General features: G+C 65.1%; 22 protein-coding genes and 2 pseudogenes. 8 read left to right on the top strand and 16 right to left on the bottom strand.

The features are described 5' to 3' along the window. Positions 1 to 31: 31 nt before the first annotated feature. Complete coding sequence (locus ON32_RS19185) at positions 32 to 544, bottom strand: Dps family protein (protein ID WP_040792312.1); 513 nt, start codon at positions 542 to 544, stop codon at positions 32 to 34. A 342-nt stretch (positions 545 to 886) separates the two neighbouring features. On the opposite strand from ON32_RS19185, the gene ON32_RS19180 reads away from it, so the two are divergent. Then, positions 887 to 1,279, top strand: a complete 393-nt coding sequence (locus tag ON32_RS19180; RefSeq protein ID WP_040792382.1) for a VOC family protein — start codon at positions 887 to 889, stop codon at positions 1,277 to 1,279. Between the two features lie 178 nt (positions 1,280 to 1,457). On the opposite strand, the gene ON32_RS19175 is transcribed toward ON32_RS19180, so the two are convergent. Continuing rightward, positions 1,458 to 1,946, bottom strand: coding sequence for a MarR family winged helix-turn-helix transcriptional regulator (locus ON32_RS19175; protein ID WP_051133454.1), 489 nt, complete (start codon positions 1,944 to 1,946; stop codon positions 1,458 to 1,460). Between the two features lie 79 nt (positions 1,947 to 2,025). Between ON32_RS19175 and ON32_RS19170 the strand changes: the two genes are divergently transcribed. Beyond that, positions 2,026 to 2,670 (top strand): TIGR03086 family metal-binding protein, encoded by a 645-nt coding sequence (locus tag ON32_RS19170; protein ID WP_051133453.1) that lies wholly within the window; start codon positions 2,026 to 2,028, stop codon positions 2,668 to 2,670. Here ON32_RS19170 and ON32_RS19165 read toward each other — a convergent pair. The 4 genes from ON32_RS19165 to ON32_RS19145 form a co-directional block, all read right to left on the bottom strand. After that, a complete protein-coding gene (locus tag ON32_RS19165; protein WP_040792311.1) occupies positions 2,571 to 3,236 on the bottom strand; it encodes an NAD(P)-binding domain-containing protein in 666 nt (221 codons plus the stop codon). The two genes, ON32_RS19170 and ON32_RS19165, sit on opposite strands and share 100 nt — an antisense overlap. A gap of 93 nt (positions 3,237 to 3,329) precedes the next feature. Next, on the bottom strand, positions 3,330 to 3,836 hold the full coding sequence (locus tag ON32_RS19160) for a DoxX family protein (RefSeq protein WP_040792310.1): 507 nt from the start codon (positions 3,834 to 3,836) through the stop codon (positions 3,330 to 3,332). A gap of 173 nt (positions 3,837 to 4,009) precedes the next feature. Continuing rightward, positions 4,010 to 4,297, bottom strand: a complete 288-nt coding sequence (locus ON32_RS19150; RefSeq protein ID WP_040792308.1) for a hypothetical protein — start codon at positions 4,295 to 4,297, stop codon at positions 4,010 to 4,012. Continuing rightward, on the bottom strand, positions 4,294 to 5,175 hold the full coding sequence (locus ON32_RS19145; RefSeq protein WP_040792307.1) for an anthrax toxin lethal factor-related metalloendopeptidase: 882 nt from the start codon (positions 5,173 to 5,175) through the stop codon (positions 4,294 to 4,296). Before ON32_RS19145 ends, ON32_RS19150 begins: the two co-directional genes overlap by 4 nt. 807 nt (positions 5,176 to 5,982) lie before the next feature. On the opposite strand from ON32_RS19145, the gene ON32_RS30195 reads away from it, so the two are divergent. Beyond that, positions 5,983 to 6,330, top strand: a complete 348-nt coding sequence (locus tag ON32_RS30195) for a hypothetical protein (RefSeq protein WP_051133452.1) — start codon at positions 5,983 to 5,985, stop codon at positions 6,328 to 6,330. A gap of 47 nt (positions 6,331 to 6,377) precedes the next feature. Here ON32_RS30195 and ON32_RS30870 read toward each other — a convergent pair. Next, a pseudogene (locus ON32_RS30870) lies at positions 6,378 to 6,545 on the bottom strand (SDR family NAD(P)-dependent oxidoreductase); the annotation flags it as partial. Positions 6,546 to 6,894: 349 nt separating this feature from the next. On the opposite strand from ON32_RS30870, the gene ON32_RS19135 reads away from it, so the two are divergent. Beyond that, on the top strand, positions 6,895 to 7,344 hold the full coding sequence (locus ON32_RS19135) for a nitroreductase/quinone reductase family protein (protein WP_040792306.1): 450 nt from the start codon (positions 6,895 to 6,897) through the stop codon (positions 7,342 to 7,344). Between the two features lie 380 nt (positions 7,345 to 7,724). Here the strand turns inward: ON32_RS19135 and ON32_RS19130 are convergent, their stop codons facing one another. Continuing rightward, positions 7,725 to 8,456, bottom strand: a complete 732-nt coding sequence (locus ON32_RS19130) for a GbsR/MarR family transcriptional regulator (protein WP_040792305.1) — start codon at positions 8,454 to 8,456, stop codon at positions 7,725 to 7,727. Between the two features lie 240 nt (positions 8,457 to 8,696). On the opposite strand from ON32_RS19130, the gene ON32_RS19125 reads away from it, so the two are divergent. Together ON32_RS19125 and ON32_RS19120 are read left to right on the top strand one after the other, a co-directional pair. Continuing rightward, positions 8,697 to 9,887, top strand: coding sequence for a cytochrome P450 (locus ON32_RS19125; RefSeq protein ID WP_245551150.1), 1,191 nt, complete (start codon positions 8,697 to 8,699; stop codon positions 9,885 to 9,887). Between the two features lie 12 nt (positions 9,888 to 9,899). Further along, positions 9,900 to 10,097 carry a ferredoxin gene (locus ON32_RS19120; RefSeq protein ID WP_040792304.1) on the top strand — a complete coding sequence of 66 codons (198 nt, stop codon included), beginning with the start codon at positions 9,900 to 9,902 and terminating at the stop codon, positions 10,095 to 10,097. Positions 10,098 to 10,109: 12 nt separating this feature from the next. On the opposite strand, the gene ON32_RS19115 is transcribed toward ON32_RS19120, so the two are convergent. Further along, positions 10,110 to 10,634 (bottom strand): VOC family protein, encoded by a 525-nt coding sequence (locus tag ON32_RS19115; RefSeq protein ID WP_040792303.1) that lies wholly within the window; start codon positions 10,632 to 10,634, stop codon positions 10,110 to 10,112. A gap of 100 nt (positions 10,635 to 10,734) precedes the next feature. Further along, the gene (locus ON32_RS19110; RefSeq protein WP_051133449.1) at positions 10,735 to 11,271 is read right to left on the bottom strand and encodes a cupin domain-containing protein; all 537 of its coding nucleotides are present in this window, start codon (positions 11,269 to 11,271) and stop codon (positions 10,735 to 10,737) included. A gap of 261 nt (positions 11,272 to 11,532) precedes the next feature. Between ON32_RS19110 and ON32_RS19105 the strand changes: the two genes are divergently transcribed. Next, the gene (locus ON32_RS19105; RefSeq protein WP_040792377.1) at positions 11,533 to 12,477 is read left to right on the top strand and encodes an AraC-like ligand-binding domain-containing protein; all 945 of its coding nucleotides are present in this window, start codon (positions 11,533 to 11,535) and stop codon (positions 12,475 to 12,477) included. Positions 12,478 to 12,590: 113 nt separating this feature from the next. Here the strand turns inward: ON32_RS19105 and ON32_RS30190 are convergent. The 4 genes and pseudogenes from ON32_RS30190 to ON32_RS19085 all read right to left on the bottom strand — a co-directional run. Then, positions 12,591 to 13,216 (bottom strand): annotated as a pseudogene (locus tag ON32_RS30190) (amidohydrolase family protein); the annotation flags it as partial. Between the two features lie 172 nt (positions 13,217 to 13,388). Beyond that, on the bottom strand, positions 13,389 to 13,841 hold the full coding sequence (locus tag ON32_RS19095; RefSeq protein WP_040792302.1) for a MaoC family dehydratase: 453 nt from the start codon (positions 13,839 to 13,841) through the stop codon (positions 13,389 to 13,391). Between the two features lie 280 nt (positions 13,842 to 14,121). Then, positions 14,122 to 15,033: a serine hydrolase gene (locus ON32_RS19090; protein ID WP_040792301.1), complete on the bottom strand. Its 912-nt coding sequence runs from the start codon at positions 15,031 to 15,033 to the stop codon at positions 14,122 to 14,124. Continuing rightward, entirely contained in the window at positions 15,030 to 15,905 is an 876-nt protein-coding gene (locus tag ON32_RS19085) for a LysR family transcriptional regulator (protein WP_040792376.1), read from the bottom strand. The genes ON32_RS19090 and ON32_RS19085 overlap by 4 nt, the downstream gene beginning before the upstream one ends. Positions 15,906 to 16,038: 133 nt before the next feature. On the opposite strand from ON32_RS19085, the gene bla reads away from it, so the two are divergent. Beyond that, positions 16,039 to 17,010 carry a class A beta-lactamase gene (bla, locus tag ON32_RS19080; RefSeq protein WP_051133447.1) on the top strand — a complete coding sequence of 324 codons (972 nt, stop codon included), beginning with the start codon at positions 16,039 to 16,041 and terminating at the stop codon, positions 17,008 to 17,010. Positions 17,011 to 17,078: 68 nt separating this feature from the next. Here bla and ON32_RS19075 read toward each other — a convergent pair whose 3' ends face one another. Together ON32_RS19075 and ON32_RS19070 are read right to left on the bottom strand one after the other, a co-directional pair. Next, on the bottom strand, positions 17,079 to 18,167 hold the full coding sequence (locus ON32_RS19075; protein ID WP_157224245.1) for a hypothetical protein: 1,089 nt from the start codon (positions 18,165 to 18,167) through the stop codon (positions 17,079 to 17,081). A gap of 120 nt (positions 18,168 to 18,287) precedes the next feature. Beyond that, positions 18,288 to 19,520 carry a CaiB/BaiF CoA transferase family protein gene (locus tag ON32_RS19070; RefSeq protein ID WP_051133446.1) on the bottom strand — a complete coding sequence of 411 codons (1,233 nt, stop codon included), beginning with the start codon at positions 19,518 to 19,520 and terminating at the stop codon, positions 18,288 to 18,290. Positions 19,521 to 19,680: the final 160 nt, after the last annotated feature.

The raw sequence follows: 19,680 nt of genomic DNA, 5'->3' as shown, positions 1-19,680 counted from the left end.
GTCCCGGCGGCCCGGCGGACCGGCGCGCCGGTTAGACCTTGCGGTTCTCCGACTTGATCATCCAGGCCAACTTCTCCAGCGCGTTCATGATCTCGTGGAGCAGATCGCTGGTGGCCGGGTCCTCGGCATCGACGGCGTCGTGCACATCGCGGAGGGTTTCGACCACCGCATAGGTGCGTGTGGTGATCAGATCGACGGTCTCCTCGGTGCTCACCTCATGGGCGGGGAAGGCCGGTAGACCGGTCGTGGTGGCGACGGTGTCGGATCGACCGTCGGGTACCGCGTCGAGGGCCCGCATGCGCTCGGCAATGGTGTCGCCGGCCTCGCGTGCCGCGTCGACCAGTTCGTCGAGCTGGAGGTGTAGGTCGCGGAAGTTGGTTCCGACGACGTTCCAGTGGGCCTGCTTGCCCTGGAGCTGTAATTCGATGAGATCGACCAGTACGCGCTGTAGGTCGGCGGCCAGTCGGGGAGAGGCAGTGAAGTTCCGGATCTCCTCGGCGGAACGGCGGTTGGTTCGTTGTTGGGTCCGAAGTGCTGCGGTCATGGTGTGCTCCTTCGTCGATCCTTCATCTCACACAACCGCCATTTAATTGGAATCATTCCAGATTATGGTGTGGATCGGGTCACAGCCGCTCGAGGCGCGGGCTGCGTTGTGGAACCGTCACGGCATCCGTCCTCGATCCGGGCGACCCGATCGCGCGTGAGGGCGACCTGTCTCGACCTGTGTTAGAGTCGGCGGCGTGACTGCCGGGTCGGCCATATGCCGTAAGCGAGAAGGGTTCCCGGCGGCTCCTTGACCGCGTGGCGGGCCAGAAGCCCGCCCCCTCCATGGTGATCACCGGTTCACAATCCATGGAGGAAGGAATTTCATATGTCGCATCCGCAGGTGGATGTACGTTTCGACCACACGATAATTGCCGCGCGGGACAAACATGAGTCCGCACGGTTCTTCGCCGATGTCTTCGGCCTGCCCGAGCCTCGGGAAGCGGGGTTCTTCGTCGCGGTGTACCTGACCGACGGTCGGGTGCTCGATTTCGCCGAACCGCCGATCGATTTTCCCGGCCAGCACTACGCATTCCTGGTCAACGACGACACATTCGATCGGGTCATGGAACGTATCCGTGCGCGGGGTATCACGTACTGGGCCGATCCCCGGATGAGCAGGCCGGGCGAAATCAACACCAATTACGGTGGTCGGGGCGTGTATTTCGACGATCCGTCCGGCCACCACCTCGAAGCGCTCACCGTCCGTTATGAGGGCTACCCGGCCCTGACGTAATGGTCCCGGGTTGCGTCGGGTTCGCTCCCGACGCAACCCGGAATCCGTATCGCTCGTGATGGCCGGCGCTCGGCGAGGTACCCCCATATGGATTGCTGTCGGTTCGAGATCCGTGGTGCGACACGGTTTCTCACTCGGTACCTCGGATCGTTCGTGTGTGGGCGGTTTCGTCCCGGCGTCACTTTTCTCGCCGATGTCTCACGGCTCCGGTGCCCGTTCCGGTGACCGTCGCGGTCATTTCCTCCCGGGGGAGAGTGGACAGTGTGCGTAGCGCGGCGAGGAATCCTTGTCGGTCCGTGGCGGGTAGCAGGTCCAGCAGTCGCTGTTCCCGGGCCTGAATCTCGGACTGGACGGCCTTCTGTAGTCGGCGCCCTTCGGGGGTGAGTGATAGTAGGCGGGCGCGGCGGTCGGCGGGATCGGGGGTGCGCTCGATGAGTCCGCGGTCCTGGAGGTCGTCGAGTATCGGGATGATGCGGGTTTTGTCGGCGCCGATCTCCTGCGCCAGGACGCCCTGCCCGCGCGCCGGCCCGTGGCTCAGGGCGGTCAGGACCGAATATGCCCACATTGCCAGTCCGTGGGCTTCCAGGATGGGGCGTTCGAGGGCCATGAGCGTGCGTACCAGCGGGGCGAGCATGGCCGCGAGGTCGGGACGGTCGGTGGAGCCCATGGAACAAACCTACCGAGGGAAAATAATAAGCAAAATAATAAGCATTGACATATAGTAAGCATGTGCTTACGGTTTGGGTATGACAACAGCAGACCTCCGCGAATTCGATCGACGAGCCGTTCACACCACCATGACCATCGCGGCCCACGTCGTGCCCGAACACCTCACGCGCCCCACACCTTGTTCGGAATGGACGGTGGGTGAATTACTGGAGCATATGACCGCGCAGCACCGCGGTTTCGCCGCCTCGGCGCGTGGGTGTGGCGATGATCTCGCGCTGTGGCAGCCGCGTCGACCCGGTCTCCACACCCGAGACGACTATCTCGCCGCCGCGCAGGAGGTGCTGGTGGCCTTCGAATCCCCCGAGGTGTTGGACCGCCCGTTCGCGATGCCGGAGTTCGGAACCTCGGTCCCGGGGCATGTGGCCGTCGGTATGCACCTCGTCGACTACGTGGTGCACGGCTGGGACCTCGCCCGTGCTCTGGGAATCGACTACGAACTCGACGACGATCTCGCCGAGCCCACGTTGCGGATCGCCGCCGCGGTCCCGGACGGGCCGCAGCGGATGCAACCGGATTCCCCGTTCGGGCCCGCCCTGCCCGGTGGGGACGAGGAGCCCGCCCTTCAACGACTACTGCGTATGCTCGGTCGCTCACCGAGCTGGCCGGATGCCCCCGCCGTGGCATCCGGATCCGGGCGTGCCGGAGTCGATTCGGCCGGGTGATACGGCCCCGGCGGCGGAGCGTGATATTCCGGAGCGGGCTTCGTCGACGGCGGCGCCGATGGCGGGTCGAGGGATCCGAGGTCGGTGCCGAGTTCATCGATCGGTCGCCGGGCGACGGCAATATCCTTGCGCAGGAATTCGCCGACCGCATCGGAGAACGCCGCGACCGAACCCCCGGCGACAGCCCACCCGGAACTGCCGGCGTGCGGGAGCACGGACAGCACGGTCGCCTCGTCGAGCCCGAAGTGACCGGCCGGCCGCACGGCCTCGGCGACGAGACCGATCTGCGCGGCGAACAGCGCATTGTTGACGAGTTCGACGTTGACGAGTTCGACGCACTGCCCGGCGCCGGGCGCCCCGACGTGCAGGATGGGGTCGGCATAGCCGGCCGATACCGGACGGGGGGCCCGCTCCACCGCGTCGAGATCGCCCCTCCACGAAGACGATGAGCGTACCGGCGGCGGTATCGGCGGTTCGGGCCGCGGTATCGGCGCAAGGTTCCAGGGCGCGCGGCGCCACGCCCACAGCGCGGTCGGGTACCCCGCCTCCATGATGCGGCGCGCCATCGGCCCGCCCTGACTGCCCAATCCGATGAATTCGACGCGTATCAGCGCACTTTTCGCGCCGTAACGGTGTTCGAGACGGGAGTCGACCGCATATCAGGACTGCGATTCGGGAGCGGTCGGCCGCCAGAACAGGGCTACCAGAACGGCGGTGCCGACGACACCCACGCCCAGCGCGATACCGCCGCCCGCCCAACCGGTGATCTCGATATCGGCCGCGTGGTCCAGCGACAACCATCCCGGTCCGAGCAGACCCAGCGCCAGGCAGACCACCGCGAGGACGAGCACATACTCGTAGCCGTCCTTGAAGACGAAGAATCCGTTCTTCCGGTGCGCCAACAGGGCGGCCACCAGCATGACCGATATGATCGCCGCCGCCGCGAGCGGAGTGAGCAGGCCCAAGATCAGCAGCAGGCCCGCGCCGATTTCCGTGACGACGCTCAACCACGCCTGGAGAACACCGTTGCGCAGGCCCAGACTCTCGAACCAGCGGGCGGTTCCGGCAATCTTACCGCCGCCGATCCAATGGTTGACTCCGTGCGCGATCATGGTCGCGCCCACCACGAGGCGCAGCAGAAACAACGCGATATCGGTGACGTCCATGGTTCACCTCCTCGGCGGCGGGGCCATGCCGCCGTCGAATTGTCTTGTATATCCGGTAAATTCATCGGGCGTGCGGGCGACCACGCATTCCTCGGCGAAGGCGAGCACTCCCAGGTGGTATGCCAGGGCAGTATGGCCGACGCCGATGTTGTGCCCGGTGTTCGGCCGGAGATTCAGCACCACGCGCGGTGCTCGAGCGCTCGATCGTGACCGTCCGGGAGCGTATCCGAAAGTATGCGCAGATTTTCGCAGTCGATGGGTTCGTAGTCGCCACTGTCGTCGAGCAGTCTCGGACGGTGCTCCCAGCGCGTGATCTCTGCGTCCCAGTCCTGGTATGCGGGGTCCTGGGGGCCGATGACGAGCGAACCGTCGGTGATATCCCCTTCGGACTCTTCCCCGAAGTGGCGCAGCAGGATTCGTCCGTCGTCCAGACGTCGGGCCAAGGGGTGCTCTTCGGTCATCGTTCAATTCCCAATTCGTTGTCCAGCATTCGATAGAAGTCGATCAGATGACGACCTGCGGCGACCGATCCGTAGAATTCCGGCGGCGTGGCGTCGGACGGATCCCGCATGGTTTTGTTGTACCAGGCGAAACCTTCGGCGAACAGCTCTCGCTTACCTGCCCTGTCGGATTGGTCGAAATATTCGTAAAGTTTCGGTATGGTATTTTTGATGTGCTCGAGAACCTTGGTGTGGAACCGATGAAACGGCAGGCCGTGACTCAGTCTGTTGAGAGAAGCGTCGAGTGCATGGCCGAATTCATGGGCGGCAGTATTCTCTCTGGAATATCGTGTGTGCCCTACGAGTAGTGCTCGGAAATCCTCGCTGTACATACCGCTGACATCGTCCCAGGTCGTCCCTGCCGGCCATGCGCCGGGAGTTTGATCCCGTTGCTTCGATGCAGCCCATTCCGTATGGCCGAGGTCGTGCAATTTTCCGGAACCCAACCATATCCCTCCACGAGGCTCTCTTTTCATGTGGGCGGCGACCTTTTCGTGGAATTGGTGTGGTAGTTCTGCCAGTGAACGAGCATATTCGTAGGCCTGGGTCGAGCCATCCGTATGATACTGTTCTCCATATATTTTTCTCAGGTACGCGTCGGCCGGTCTTTCCGTCGGGCCGGTTCCGGTTGCGGATGGGACGTCACCGTTGGATCCTGCTTTTCGGATCTGATCACCGCTGTGGATATCGGTCTCGACCTCATGATCGAGGCCGTGTTTCATTTGGTTGACGAATTTGCCTCTGTACAAACGATTGGCGATATGATCGGCCGCTACTTTCAGTGTGGCGGCCAACTCTACGGTGCTTCGCGAGGCGACCCAGAGGACTCCATTGCTCAATCCGGCCTCGCTATCACTATGGGTAAGACCGATGATCGGCGCTACGGAAACACCGTTACCTCCGGTCCGGGCCGTCCGATCTTACATCATATATCCGGTACGGTAGATCATTCGGACCGATAGGTAGGACCGTCGTGCGGGCGAGTATGGACCGCATGTTTGCCGATGGATATTCCATTCTTCGACAACCGATTTCACATAACTGTTGTGGCGCCGAAAGTTTCGTATACAAGTGTGCGGATTCGTCGGCGGGCCGAACGGTACATTCGAAGTGATTCCCGACGATCACCTCTAGGGAGCTGTGAGTGATGGGAAGCCCGGGTCGAGTGTCCGCGTTCGCCGCCGAACGAACGATCGATCCGGCCCATCTCGACATCCGTCTCCGACAGTAGGGTCGAGAACCCGGCCGTTGTCCCCTGTCGACAAGACTTCGCGATCGTCTTTCGGTGGCCTTGATTGGATTGGTGTGGAAGATCATTCGGTGAAGGAGTCGGAGTTGTCCGTATGTCGGGAAAGGAAAGGGACATACGGGATCGACGCGCCCTGTGTTCCGATCGGTTGGGGCCTCGCAGGCCTGGGGGCTTTGGTCGCGGGTCTTGTGATCTCGACGACCGGCCGTTCGCTCGGTGGAGGTATTGGACCGGCTGGATCTTCGTGACGGACAGCGAGTACCCGATCTCGGGTGTGGTCGGGGCGCGGTACTGCTCGCCGCAGCCGGGCGGATCGGGCCCGAGGGTCGAGCGTTCGGTGTGGATCTCTGGCGCGGTGTCGACCAGTCGGGCAACGCGATCCAGGTCACCGAACGTAATGCGGTTGTGGAAGGGGTCGCCGACCGAGTCGGGCCGCGCCGCCGCGATCCGGGAAGCGGTTCGCGTGCTCGAGCCCGGCGGCAGGCTCGCGGTCGCCGATATCGGTACCACCGACGAGTACCAGCGGTTGCTGACCGAACTCACCCTGGCCGATGTGACCTGTCGCGATCAGGGGTGGCGCGGCTGGTGGGGCAGCCAGGTAGGGGTGCGCTTGTTGGCCGCGCGCTCGACGAGGGGGATGTTCAGCAGCGGTTTCAGCCAGCGTATCGCCTCGACCCAGGCGGGTACGTTGATCCGTCTGGCCCGTCGCTCGATACCCCGCTCGAATCCGGCAGCACAGTTCTGAACCGAGGTCGTTCTACGAAGCGGCCTCGGCAGTGTGGCGCGCGCTCGTTCGCCCGCGGGCAGCTCGGCGAATGATTCCCGCACGAGCGGGGTGTCGATCCATGACATATGCGCACATCCGACATCGACGCCGAGGTGCGCCACCTCGAGTCGTAACGCGTTCGCGAATTGTTCCACCCCGGCCTTGGTGGCGGAGTAGGCCGCCAACCCCGGCATCGCCACGTAGGCGGTCAGGGAGGAGACGATCAGTACGTAGCCACGGCGCTCGACAACCGCCGGGCGACCTCCGCGCCGATACCGCCGGCGCCGCCGGTGACGAGTGCGACCTTACCGCTGGAGGGGGTCATGGCTTCGAAGCCTAAATCCGCCGGCATGTCCTGGATGGAGTTCGGCTGGGCGTCCTCGTCCCTGTAAGCGAGTCGTGATCGTCTCGCCGAGGACGTGCTTTCGCCCGAGTGCCGACCCGACCACCGCGGCTCTGCACCCTCGGCCGGTGGTTTCCGGAAGCGGCGGTAGAAATCATTTGGGGACAAGTTTTGTCGGCACTATTGTCGGCCTGGTGTCGATGCCCAGTGATATGCGTGCGTTCAATCGGTCCGTAGTGGAGGACTTCCGTGCCCATGATGGCCGGATCACCATGGACGGAATGCTCAAAGGCGCCGATCTCGTCCTGTTGACCACCACCGGCGCTCGCAGCGGCCGCCGGCATGTCGTTCCGCTCGGCTACTTCACCGATGAGCGGAACCGCATCGTGCTGTGGGCGTCCAATATGGCCGCCTCCGATCATCCGGCGTGGTACCGAAATCTGGTGGCGAATCCGCAGGTGCTCGTCGAGCGGGCCACCCCCGAGGGCATCGACCGGTTCGCCGGCACCGCACATACGGCATCGGGTGACGAGCGGGAGCGATTGTTCGGCCTGCTCGAGGAGCGGCACCCGCATATGGCAGCGCATCAACAGCAGACCGAACGGGAGATCCCCCTGGTCGTGGTGGAACGGGAGCAGGCGACGGTGTGATCACCGGCGAACGACGTCGAAGAGAAACCTTCGATTGTTGGCCCCGGCGCGAACGAGAACGCCACCCGGTCGAGATCGGCTCGTCGGACCGCTCCGGTCGGTGATCCGTTCGAGCACGAAGATCAGCGAGATGCTCGACATGTTTCCGTACTCGCCGAGCATCTCCCGGTTCGTCGCCGCTGCTTCGGGCGGGAGGCCGAGCGATCATGCGGATTCGAGCAAGATCTTCGGTCCTCCCGGGTGGATCGCCCATACATCGCTATCCTGGCGGCGCAATTCGTTGCGCAGCAGTACTTCTTCGGCGCAGCAGTATTTCTTCGATAACGGGTACGACCCGGTAGCGTCGACGCCGTCCCGTCGCCGGTGGCGGCCGGGTGGCCTCACTCGGGCGGGGTCTGCGGTGTCGCAGTACGGTTGCGGCCGGTTCCGTCGAATACCTTTCGCCAGCGTTCGGCCGATGCGATCACGTCGTGGGCGACGAATTCGAGAAATTCGCTCATGGTGTGAAAGCGCGAGGCGGCCGGGGTGCCCGCGCCGAACACGGCGATACCGTCGCGGGCCGCTTCGGCGAGGTCACGCAGCTGTCGGCCGCTCGCCAATGTCGCTTGGAACCAGGCGTCCTCATCGAGGATGTATCTGTCGCGTCGGCTCGACGCATCGCGTTCGCGCCGGATCAGCCCCTGGGTTTCCAGTACGCCGACGGCTGAGGAGATGGTGGCCGGGCTGACGTGTAGCCGCTGCGCCAGGTCGGCGGCGGTGAGTCCGTCGGCGTCGCCGGTGTAGAGAGCTGTCATCACGTTCGCGGCGGTTCGTGGTATGCCGGTTCGGCCGATCAATGCGCCGAGTCGGTCGAGGTATTCGCGTGTCACGGTGTCACCGTCGGCGGTGGTCGCCGATGTGGTGGGTTTTCTCCGGCGGCGCGCACGCTGCTCGGTGGCCCGTTGCGCGCGCTGTGGGTGATAGCCGTAGAGGCCACCGTTGCGTAAAACTTCTCGGCTCACGGTCGACGTCGGACGACCCAGCCGACGGGCGATCTCGGCATACCCGAGCCCTTGCACCAATCCGCTCGCTATCTGTCGACGATCCTCGTGGGTGAGCCTGCCGCCCGGCATCGTTCATTCCTCCTCCGGCTCGTCACGAGCTGTTGACCCCTGTGTCCAAAGCATGCGTTCGACCACATCTCATTGCAACTTGATGGCTGGATTATTGCATTGAGATTCATGGCCATTGCAAGGATGATTTGCGATTTATCTGCATATATGTGCTCATTGGCTGATTTTTCCGTGGAGTATTTTGCGAATGCAACGTAGCGTTCGATCTCGTCCAAACAGATGTGAATGAAAGGTGACATCGTGACGGGATCCGTGTCCGAAGCAATCCGACTCCCCACTACCCGCAGCCCGGGATGCCCGTTCGATCCACCACCCGGATTGGCGACGATCCGGGAGCGGCGACCACTGGCGCGGATGGTCTTCCCCGACGGCCACCGGGGCTGGTTGGCCACCGGATACCACGTGGTGCGCGCCGTGCTGGCCGACCCACGCTTCAGCGTGCGTTACGAGATCACGCACTACCCGCTCGCCGACGCCGGGGATATCCCGCCCGCGGTACCGGGAGACATGCTCGGGGTGGATCCGCCGGAACACACCCGCTACCGGAAACTGTTGGCCGGTAAATTCACCGTGCGGCGGATGCAACGGCTCGCCGAACACGTATCCGGTATCACCCGAGCCCATCTCGACGCGATGGAACGCGCCGGCGGTCCGGTCGATCTGGTCGAGGCCTTCGCCTTTCCGATACCCGCTCTGGTGATCTGTGAACTACTCGGCGTCCCATACGGCGATCGCGACCTGTTTCAGCAGAACATTGCTGCTCTCGGTGGCGTGGACGACTCGATGGAGGAACGGGCCGCCGCGTTCACCACGATTCAGGAGTACATACGTGAACTGGTGCGTACCAAGCGCGGTGCTCCCACCGATGATCTGCTCGGGGATCTCACCGGGACCGACCTGACCGACGACGAGCTGTCGGGTATCGGTGCCCTGCTGCTCGGTGCCGGTCTGGACACCACGGCAAATATGCTGGCATTGGGAACTTTCGCGCTACTCGACCATCCTGATCGATTCATGGTGTTGCGTGATGATCCCGACAGCGCCGATCGCGTCGTCGAGGAGTTGTTGCGATACCTGAGCATCGCGCACACCGGAGCTCGAACCGCTCTGGTCGACGTCGAACTCGACGGACAGTTGATCAAGGCGGGTGAGACGGTCGCGGTGTCCATCCAGGCCGCCAACCGCGACCCCGCCAAATTCGACGATCCGGACACCTTCGATATCGACCGGAACGCGGTCGGGCATCTGGGATTCGGTCACGGTGTCCACCAATGCCTCGGTCAACAACTGGCTCGGGTCGAAATGCGTATCGCGCTCCCCGCCCTGGTGCAGCGCTTCCCCACGCTACGGTTGGCGGTGCCGGCCGGTGAGATACCGCTACGGCACGGCCTGGACATCTACGGTGTGCACGCTCTCCCCGTCACCTGGTGAGGGGGCAGGCCGATGAAAATCGTCGTGGATCACGAACGCTGCATCGGCGCGGGCATGTGTGCTCTGACCGCGCCGAGGATATTCGACCAGGACGGTGCCGGCAGATCGGTGGTGCTGGAGTCCGTGCCGGCCCGAGCGCACCATGCCGCAATCCGCGCCGCCGAGGAGATATGCCCGGCGGCTGCTATCCGGGTCACCGACCACCGGTGACCCGGACGGACACTACGCCGGTGGGGACAGCTCACGCATCGCCCGACAGATGGTCGCGTGGACGATCGATTCCTCGGCTTCGGCGTCGGGGTCCCAGGACGGTTCCGGAGCGCCCTCGATCGCCGGCCCGAACAACCACCACACATTGCGCCACGGATCGATGAACCGGGCGAGGGACGAGGCCCCGTAGAACGGGGTGGTTTCGGTGATGATCCGTGCCCCGTGGGCTTCGGCCCGGCGCAGTAGCTCGTCGCAGTCGGTGACATAGACCTGGAGCAATGCCGGAGTGAACACCCAATCGGGTTTGGAGTCCGCGATCATCAGACAGGAGTCCCCGATCCGCACCTCGGCGTGGATCAGCAGACCATCGGTGTCGACGGCGTGTGCTTCCGGTGTTTCACGTCCGTCGAAAACGGCCCCGAGGAATGTGATGAATGCACGCGCTCCGCCCGGTCCTTTGACCGCGGCGAACGCATTGAGACTGCCGTGGCCCCTGGCGGAGTCGGGACCGGTTCGAACCAGCCGAGAAGTGATCATGGGATGAGCATGACCCCCATTCAGGTCAGAACATGTCCGCTCGGGAAGGTGATATCCCCTCCCCGAGCGGGCCCCACTCCGATGCGGCGGTGGAAGTCGATCAGCGCGCGCCGATCAGGGAGTAGCAGAAGACGAACGGTTCGGTGCCGTTGTTGTGCCAGGCGTGCCCGGAACCGTTCTGAACGATGCAGTCGCCGGGGTGCAGGGGGATCTCGACGCCCGTGTCGGTGCGCAGCAGGCCCTCACCGGACACCACGACCACGAAGTCGACCGTCTGGGTGGCGTGGATTCCGGGCTGCTCCGGGTTGAAGGTGGAGAACATGCCCGGCAGTTTCGCCTCGGCCTCCGCCGCCGCGGCCTCGAGGTCCTCGGGGGTGAAGTGCGCCGGCGGGTCGTAGGACAGGCCCGGCGGCACGGTGATGAAGCCGAAGCGGGCGCCGTTGGGGCCGGGGAAGAACGAGGTGGCGACCCCCGGGGCCTGCGCGGTGGTCACCGGCAGGCTCGGCGTCTCGTCGAGCTCCCACATCCGGTGCACCTGCGCCCCCGGCAGCATGGCGATGGTGATCGGGGGAACGTCCTCGTCGGCAAGCACCTGCGTCTTCCCGGACTCGTCGTGACCCAGAACTATCCTGCGCATCGGAACTCCTCGTGGTCGTCGGTATCGAGCTTCGCCGCCGGTCGGTGGGACGCGATGTCGTGGCCGTCCCGCGGCGGGCAATCGTGACGGTAGAGCCGGTATGTGTGCCCCGCTTGCCGGGGAGCGCACAGAAATTGCGATCGGGCGCAGCGCTCCGGTTACCCTTCCGCATCCGGAGTTCGCTTCGACGACCTATTCTGTGGGATGAACCCGTTCGGGTGCGGGTAGGCGGTTGGATCGTGGTGTCGGGAGTTGGTGTCGGTGAACAGCGCAGCCGTTGTCGAATCCGCGACCACGAGCACCGTCGACCCATGGGAACGCGCGGACTATTGGGCCGAGCTGATCGAGTCGTATCACTGCCGTATGGGCTACGAGTTCCCGCGACGCGAGGGGTTCCACGGCCGTACCGTGCTGCGCCGCACCGGCACCTATCAGCTCATCGGGTGGAGATCCGATGCGGTGACCTACTACCGCACCACTCGGCATGTGCGTGAGGACCCCGACGAGGACTACCGGCTGATCCTGCCCACCGCCGGTCCGGCGACCTTCCGTCGTGACGATCAGGATGCCGCTCTCCCGTCCAATGCCGGTTGTCTGGTGACCATCGACCGACCGTTCGGCATCTCCCTGGGGGAGGGCACCGAAGGCCTCATCATGACCATCCCGAGACAGGAGATCGAGGCCCGGCTGGATCGCGTCGCCCCGCCGGTCCGCCCGTTGGACTTCGGCACCGGACTGGGACGGGTGGTGGCAGACCTCGCCACTTCCCTGTGCACCCAACGCGACACCCTGGACCGGCACCAATTCGATGCCGTGGCCGATCGGCTGGTCGAACTGCTGTGTCTGCTCGTTCGCGACGACCATACCCCCGGAAGCGACCGGCTCACCGAGGTGGAATTCGCGGTCCGCCGGTATATCCGCGCACATGCCCACGACCCCGAACTCACCGGGGCCGCGGTCGCCCACGCGCTCGGCTGGTCGCTGCGGCAGGTCCAGCTCGCACTACAACACGCCGGAACCACACCCCGGGAACTCATCAAGGAGGAGAAGCTGCGGCTGGCCTACGCCCGCCTGCGCGACCCCGCGTACCGCCACTGGAGTATCGCCTCCCTCGCGCTCGGCCTGGGTTTCGGTTCGGCCAGTGCCTTCAGCACGGCCTTCCGACGCCGCTTCGGCGCCAATCCCCGCGATATACGTCACGGTTGACGGGGAGCCGGTGCGGTGATGCGCCCGGCGGTGGGTCCGGTCGGTTGCCCGGGGACATGAACGACACGGTCGCTGCAACCTTCCGGTAGCGGGTTTTGTGGCAACTGTGTGAAGTCATCGCAGAGCGCCTGGAACACCGGGCCCCGGTAGTCGATGTCGTGATAGCTGGGCAGACCATCGATATGCGGCAGTTCTGGCATGGTGATCGAGTGGCAGCCCTTGGCGGTGACTCGTTCGATTTCCGCGACCGCGAGCCGCGGTTACACAGTGGCAGGATCGCGATCGGGATGAGCCGGCCGGGGAAGCATCCGCCGACTCCTCGATATGCCGGTCGTTGTGGGCGGAGATCATGGCGACGGTGATCTCGTCCATACCGCCGCAGCTCGGATGACCGGCACTGAATCCGGTGAAGGGGGAAAACACATGGAGGCGAGGACGCCGTTGACATCCGTATCGCGAACCCGGTCGTGGATGTCGTAGCCGGTGGGGCGCATCTTCGCGTAGCCGGCGGGATCGTAGCCCCATTCCTCGGGCGGTCGGGAGACGAGCGCGTTGAGGCCGGTAACGCCGGTCGGTCCCGGTATATCCAGCGATCGATGCCCTTGTCGTCGACGACGAGCTCGGGATCGCACTCGGCGTACTTCTTCGGCACGTGGTTGTTGAACATGTGGTTGTTGAACATATTGCGCGGTTCGACGACATGGCCGTCGATACTCGCCGGAATACTCGCCGGAATCATGTCGTCGATATTCACCGGGCCCTTCGCTCTTTCTGGTCGACGCCGGGACCCCCGACTCCGAGAGTAAAAATCTCATCCTGCGAGAGCGGAACTCTCATATGGGATCGGCGATACACCTAGAGCCCTTCTCGGGTCGACGGATTCGGGCCTATCGGATGTCCGGAAAGATTGGCTAGACCATGATTCGGGCGATGTGTTCGGCTACGCAGGCGGGTTTCTCGGAGCCCTCCACCTCGATCGTGATGGTGCGTTCCATCTGCACACCCCCCGGAATATCGCTCACCGAGGTGAGTTTCACCGAACCCCGCACGCGGCTACCGACCTTGACCGGGGTGATGAACCGGACACGGTTCAACCCGTAGTTGATCCCCATCCGCACCCCACCCACGCTCATCACCTGCTGGGTGAGAGGGACGAGCAGTGAAAGGGTGAGGAAGCCATGGGCGATGGTGGCACCGAACGGGCCCTGTGCCGCCCGCTCCGGATCGACATGTATCCACTGGTGGTCGTCGGTCGCCTCGGCGAACAGGTCGATACGCCGCTGATCGATCTCTATCCAGTCGCTGACACCGAGTTCGGTGCCCACCGCCGCCCGTAGTGCCTCGAAGTCGGGAAAGTGGGTCATCCGCGCTCGCTTTCTCTCGGACGGTTATCGCAACAGATCGTTCACCACCTTGCCGGTGGCGTTCACCGGCCGGCTCCTCGAGAAATATCACGGATCGGGGGACCTTGTAGCCGGTCATACGTTCCCGATGCCGGGCGATCAGGGTCGGCGCATCGATGCACTTCGGCCGGCTCGTGCTCGTTGGAGGCATACGGGCAGCGCGCGAGCTCGAAGGCCTCGTGGTTTCCCGCAGCGACCCGATGGCCGCCGTAAATAATGTATGCAAATTGGGAGAATAAAATTACCTGTAGTGCTCGCTCGGATGCTCCCTGGCGCGACGCAGCTCGGTGACGGCGATCCACGCGGCCTCGGCAATGGCCGCGTCGACGACGGGCAGTACCGGATCGGCCCGGGCCGCCCGGGTGAACACTCCCACGGCGACCGGATACTCGCCCGGGAATTCGACCACCGCCACCTCGTTGCGGATCACCCCGATGGTCCCGGTTTTCCCCGCCACCGTCACCCCGCGATACGGGAAGGCGGAGGCGATGCGATGCGGCCAGACCTGTTTGCGCATCACGGTGCGGATGAACTCGGTCTGCTCCACCGAGACGACGGTGCCCGTCCATATCGCCTGCAGCAGCCGGGTCATCTCCTCCGGGGTAGAGGAGCTGGTGAAGGCCGGATCGTAGGCGGACACCGTCCACGCCTCGTCGTTGTCGGCCAGCGCGGCGAAGGCCTCGGCGGTGGTGTGGGTATCGGTATCACGGATCAGTCCGCGCTGGATATCGGCGGTACCGCCGATGATCCGGGTACGGGTCAGCCCCACCCGGTCCAACAGTTCCTCGACGGCGCCCGGGCCCACCTCGTCGAGCAGGATATCGGCGGCCGCGTTGTCGGATACGGTCATCATCGAGGTCACCAGGTCGCGCCTGCTCATGGTGACCGGATCGTGTAGGGCGGAAATACCGGTCGGCCCCGGCGTGCACTCGGACGGGACGACCGTGATCGGGGCCAGCGGATCGATCCGCCCGAGGTCGACGGCGTGACAGAACGCGACGAGCACCATCAGCTTGTAGGTGGACGCGGTGACCACGCGGTCGTACCCGGCAATCGAGATCTCTGCGGCGGAACCGTCGCAGCGGCGCGCGTGCAGCCATCCGGTGCAGCCCGCATCGGCGAATACCGCGCGGATCCGGTCCTCGACGGTCATCGCAGTCGCTCCCGATACAGCACTCGGTCGAGGGCCTCGGCCGGGGCCTCGGCTCCGGCCCGTCGCACGACACGGACCCGCAACGCCGTCGCCTGCGGCGCCATCCGAACCCAGGCCACCCCGGGCGTGGGGGCCGGGGGACATGTGGTGAGTCCGAAACATGTTCCGGCCGCGACGGCGGCGAACACACCGCGGTCGTCGCGCACCGTTACCGTCGGCGCGTCCAATCCCCGCTCACGCAGGAGATCACGGACGGTGTCGAAGGCCGGTGGGTTGGCGGTCCGGGCGGGCGCGGCGAACGACAGCCCGGCCAGCATGGGGAAGGTGGGGCGTTCCGTATCGGCGCAGCGGTGTCCCTCCGGTACCACGACCCACCGCGGCACCTTCACCACCGGACCGGCCTCGACTCCGTCGACCAGGGCCGGATGTTCGACCACCGCCGTATCGCACAGCCCGAAGCGCACCTGCGACACCAGATCCACCGTCGTCCCCACCGTGGTGGACACGGTTACCTCCGCGCCGAGTTCGGTACGCAATGCGGTCACACACGCGGTGACCACCCGGTCCGGCAGGGCCGGTATCGCACCCCAGCGCACGGTTCCGCGAGTGCGGGCGATCCGCTGTGCCTCGGCGAGCAACCGCTCGGCGTCGTCGACCAGCAGACGGGCCCGCGGCAACAATTCCAGTCCGGCCGGGGTGAGCACCGCCCCGTGCCGAGTGCGATGCACGAGATCGACACCGAGACGCCGTTCCAGCCGCCGTAACCCCTGCGACAGCGGAGGTTGCGTCATACCCAGCGCGGATGCCGCCCGACCGAAATGGCCCTCTTCCGCAACGGCGACGAAAAAACTCAGGTAGCGGATGAGGTCCATGCCGCCATTGAACCAGCGCGTCGGCTCCCGGTGAGGGGCGAGTCCGTGCCGTCGGGCGACGATATCGACAACGACTCGCGGACACACCGCGCGGATAGTGGCCTCCGCGTCCGAGCGGTGGTGTCCTGCCACGGTGACCACACCGAACACTCACTCCGCCTCGTTCGGCCGCCGGCGCTTCATCCGCGCCGCCCTGGCGGTCTCCGCGCTCTCGGCCGGTGTCTCGTGCGGTACCACCGCCGCCACCACCGCGCCCTCCGTGAGTTCGCCGGTGCCGGCCCCGGCTCCCACCCCGGACGCCCCGTTCGCCGAACTCGATCTCGCGCTCACCGAGCTGGAAGACCTCTATGGCGTGCGGCTCGGTGTCCACGCGTTCGCTCCCCGCCGGGAACTCACCTACACCCGCCGCGCCGACGAGAGATTCGCCCTATGCGCCACATTCATGGTGTATGCGGTCGCGGCACTGCTGCGCCGGGAACAACAGGGTCGACTGAGCCTGGACGACAAGGCGCGGGTCGAGCCGGACCAGGTCGTGGAGAATTCGCCCGTGACCGCTCCGGTCCAAGGGCGCACCATGACTCTGGGTGAACTGTGTGCTGCGGCCCTGGTCCACAACGACAACACCGCCGCCAATCTCCTGCTCGGCCGGTTGGGTGGTCCCCGCGCCATCACCGAATTCGCTCGTACTCTGGGCGACAACGCCACCGTCCTCAATCGGTGGGCACCGGATCTCAATACGGTCGCCCGTGGCGATCCGCGCGATACCACCACCCCGACGGGCCTGGCCACCGGCTATCGGGAACTGTTGTTCGGCTCCGCCCTCGCCCCGGCCCGACAGCGTGTTCTCACCGAATGGATGGCCGCGAACGTCACCTCGGGGGAACGTATTCGAAAGGGCCTGCCCGACGGTTGGACCTCGGCCGACAAAACCGGCGCCGGCGGCTACGGCACCGTGAACGACGCCGGTGTGGTGCGGGCGCCGAATGATGATCGGCTACTGCTCGTTCTGTTCAGCGATTCGACCACGAATCTGTCCGATGCGCCGAACAACGACGTGCCCATTGCCGAGGCGACCGCCGCCGTGGTGACCGCCCTGCTCCAATAGCCCCGAACGGGATGGCCCGGAACGAGCGGTTCGGCACCATCGGTCGCGGCGGGTTGCGGACCGCCCGCTCACACCTGATCGAGTACCGGTTCGGTGACGTTCTCGTCGTTCTCGGCCGGTTGTGCGTCGTTGTCGTTGCCGGATGGTTGTGAAGTATTGCGCCGGGAAGCGGTATTGCGGCCGAGGGTGGGAAGTGAGGGGAGTACGGCCGGTTGCCCGTTGTCCGGGGCGGTGACTCCACCGGCGGGGAGGGTGGTTTCCCCGACGACGGGCACGAGGGTGGGGTCCTGGGGCGTCGGGCCGACCTCTTCTTCCACCACCTCTTCGCTTTCCTGCTGCTGCTCCAACAGGTCGGGAATCATGCCGATCAGTGGCACGGCGGCCATGGGCAGCATCGCCAGTATCGGCAGTATGGAGCCGAGCCCACCCTCGCCGCCGGCGGCTCCCTGGGCGGGGGCCCCTGCTTCGGTGGCGGCGTTTCCTGTTCCGGCGACGGTCTCGGCGGCGGGAATGCCCGGTTTGGTGCTGTCGTTGCCGGGGTCTTCGGCGAGCTGTGCGTTCTCCTCGGCGGTGAGGATTACCTGGTCGTACACCTCCAACACCGCCTGGGCGACGAGTTCGGCGATTTGCGTTTCCTCCGCCGATTTCAGTTTGCGCCCATCGAAAGCCGACAACTTGGAATTCAGCTCGGCGACAATGGACTTGATCTTGTTCAGGGCGGAATGCTGCTTGTCGGCAACGATTTTCGACGTGCCCGAGACCTGGTTGTCCATCCCGGCGAGCGAATCCTGGCGGCCGTGGGCCTGGTCCACGGTTTTCTGATACACGGGATTGATCGCGCTGGTACCGACCTGGAGGCGTGCCGATACCTTCAGCGGAAGCTTACGCGGGGGAGGTGGGGTGGGCATGCCGCAGCCGAGTAGGTCGACCGCCTTCTGGATGGCGTCCTCGGCGCCGTCGACGGTCTTGTTGCCGAGGATGAACGCCCGCAGGGGCGGCCGCGCGCCGGACGGGCACACCAGTTTGACCTTCCACCCGCGCTTGTAGATGGGGCGGATGACCTTTTCCTCGGCCCCACCTGCTCCGCCTTCTTCGGTCTTCGTGTGCGTCGAAGGCCGGGTGACGTCCTTCTTGTCACTTCCGTCGACTTTCGCCATACGTATCTCCACCATCCGTGATCGCCGTGGTTATTCTCCCACGTTTCCAATAGCGGGAGTACGAACGAGCGATCAGAGGTATTCGAACGGCCCCTGCCGGGGCCCGTATTCGAAAACGGGCTACAGCACGCCCTCGCTCCGCAGCTCCTCCAGCTCCGCCGCCGTCCTGCCGAGTAACCCGATGTAGACCTCGTCGTTGTGCTGTCCCGGTGTGGCCGGTCCGGCATTGCGGATCGTTCCGGGGGTATGGGACAGCGTCGGAACGATTCCTGGGCCGAGCACCGGGCGTCCGATGCGTTCGTCGTAGTGCTCGGCGATCATTCCGCGGGCGCGCAACTGCGGATCGGCGACGACCTCGGCGACGGTGTTGATCGGTCCGCTGATCACCCCGGCCGCGTTGAGGGTGGCGATGATGTCGTCGGGTTGGCGGCCGGCCGCCCAATCGCCGATGATCTTGTCCAGTTCGTCCTGGTTACGACCCCGAGCGGTATGGGTGGCGAATCGTTCGTCCGTGGCCAGCTCGGGTCGGTCCATCGCCGCGCACAGGCGGCGGAAGACGGTGTCCTGATTGGCGGCGATCACCACCCAGCTACCGTCGGCGGTACGGTAGATATTCGACGGTGCGATGCCCTCCAGGCGAGTGCCGGACGGTCCACGCACCACACCGCCGATGTCGTAGTCGGGGATGGTGGATTCCTGGACGGCCAGACATGCCTCGGTGAGCGCGGTGTCGACGATCTGTCCCTCCCCGGTGCGGGTGCGGCGGTAGAGCGCTGCCAGTGCGCCCTGGACCGCGAACATACCGGCCAGGCTGTCGCCCAACGAGAGTGCCAATCGTGGTGGCGGTCCGCCGGGGAAACCGTTCATATGGCGTAGGCCGCTGACGGCCTCGGCGACCGAGGCGTAACCGGCCTTGTGCGCGTCGGGACCGGTCTGTCCGTAGCCGGACACCCGAACCAGGATGATGCCGCGGTTGCGTTCTCGCAGGGTCTCGTAACCCAGTCCCCATTTCTCCAGGGTCCCGGGTCGAAAGTTCTCCACGATGATGTCGGAGCGTTCCACCAGTTCCAAGAACAACTTGCGGCCCGCGGGTTCGCGCAGGTTGAGGGTGACGGCTTTTTTGTTGCGGGCGTGCACCGTCCAGAAGAAATGGTGTCCGTCGAGTTCGGCCTGTCCCCAGGTGCGCAGCGGGTCGGGGGAGCCGGGCGGTTCGATTTTGATCACCTCGGCGCCCATATCGCCGAGTAGACGACCGGCGAACGGACCCGAGATCAGGGTGCCGACCTCGATTACCCGGATGCCGTCCAATGCGCCGGCCGGGGCGGCGGTGTCTCCGCTGTCCGATGAGCTCATGCGGTGAGTGTAGAGGCGTGGGGTTCGGGTCGGCCGGGTGTCGGTCCGAGGCAGGTCACCTCCGGGTTCTGCGGCGGGGTCGGTGGGTGGGTTCCCGTCGGGAACGGTGAGCTCGGGTCGTCGACGCTCCGGTTTTCTCGATGGCCTTCACGATCTTCTG

Origin of the sequence: Nocardia paucivorans NBRC 100373 (genome assembly GCF_000308675.1) — a bacterium.
In the GTDB taxonomy this organism is placed as follows: Bacteria; Actinomycetota; Actinomycetes; order Mycobacteriales; family Mycobacteriaceae; genus Nocardia; species Nocardia paucivorans.
Note: the sequence above shows the minus strand (reverse complement) of the source record. Positions and strands in the feature narration are given on the sequence as shown.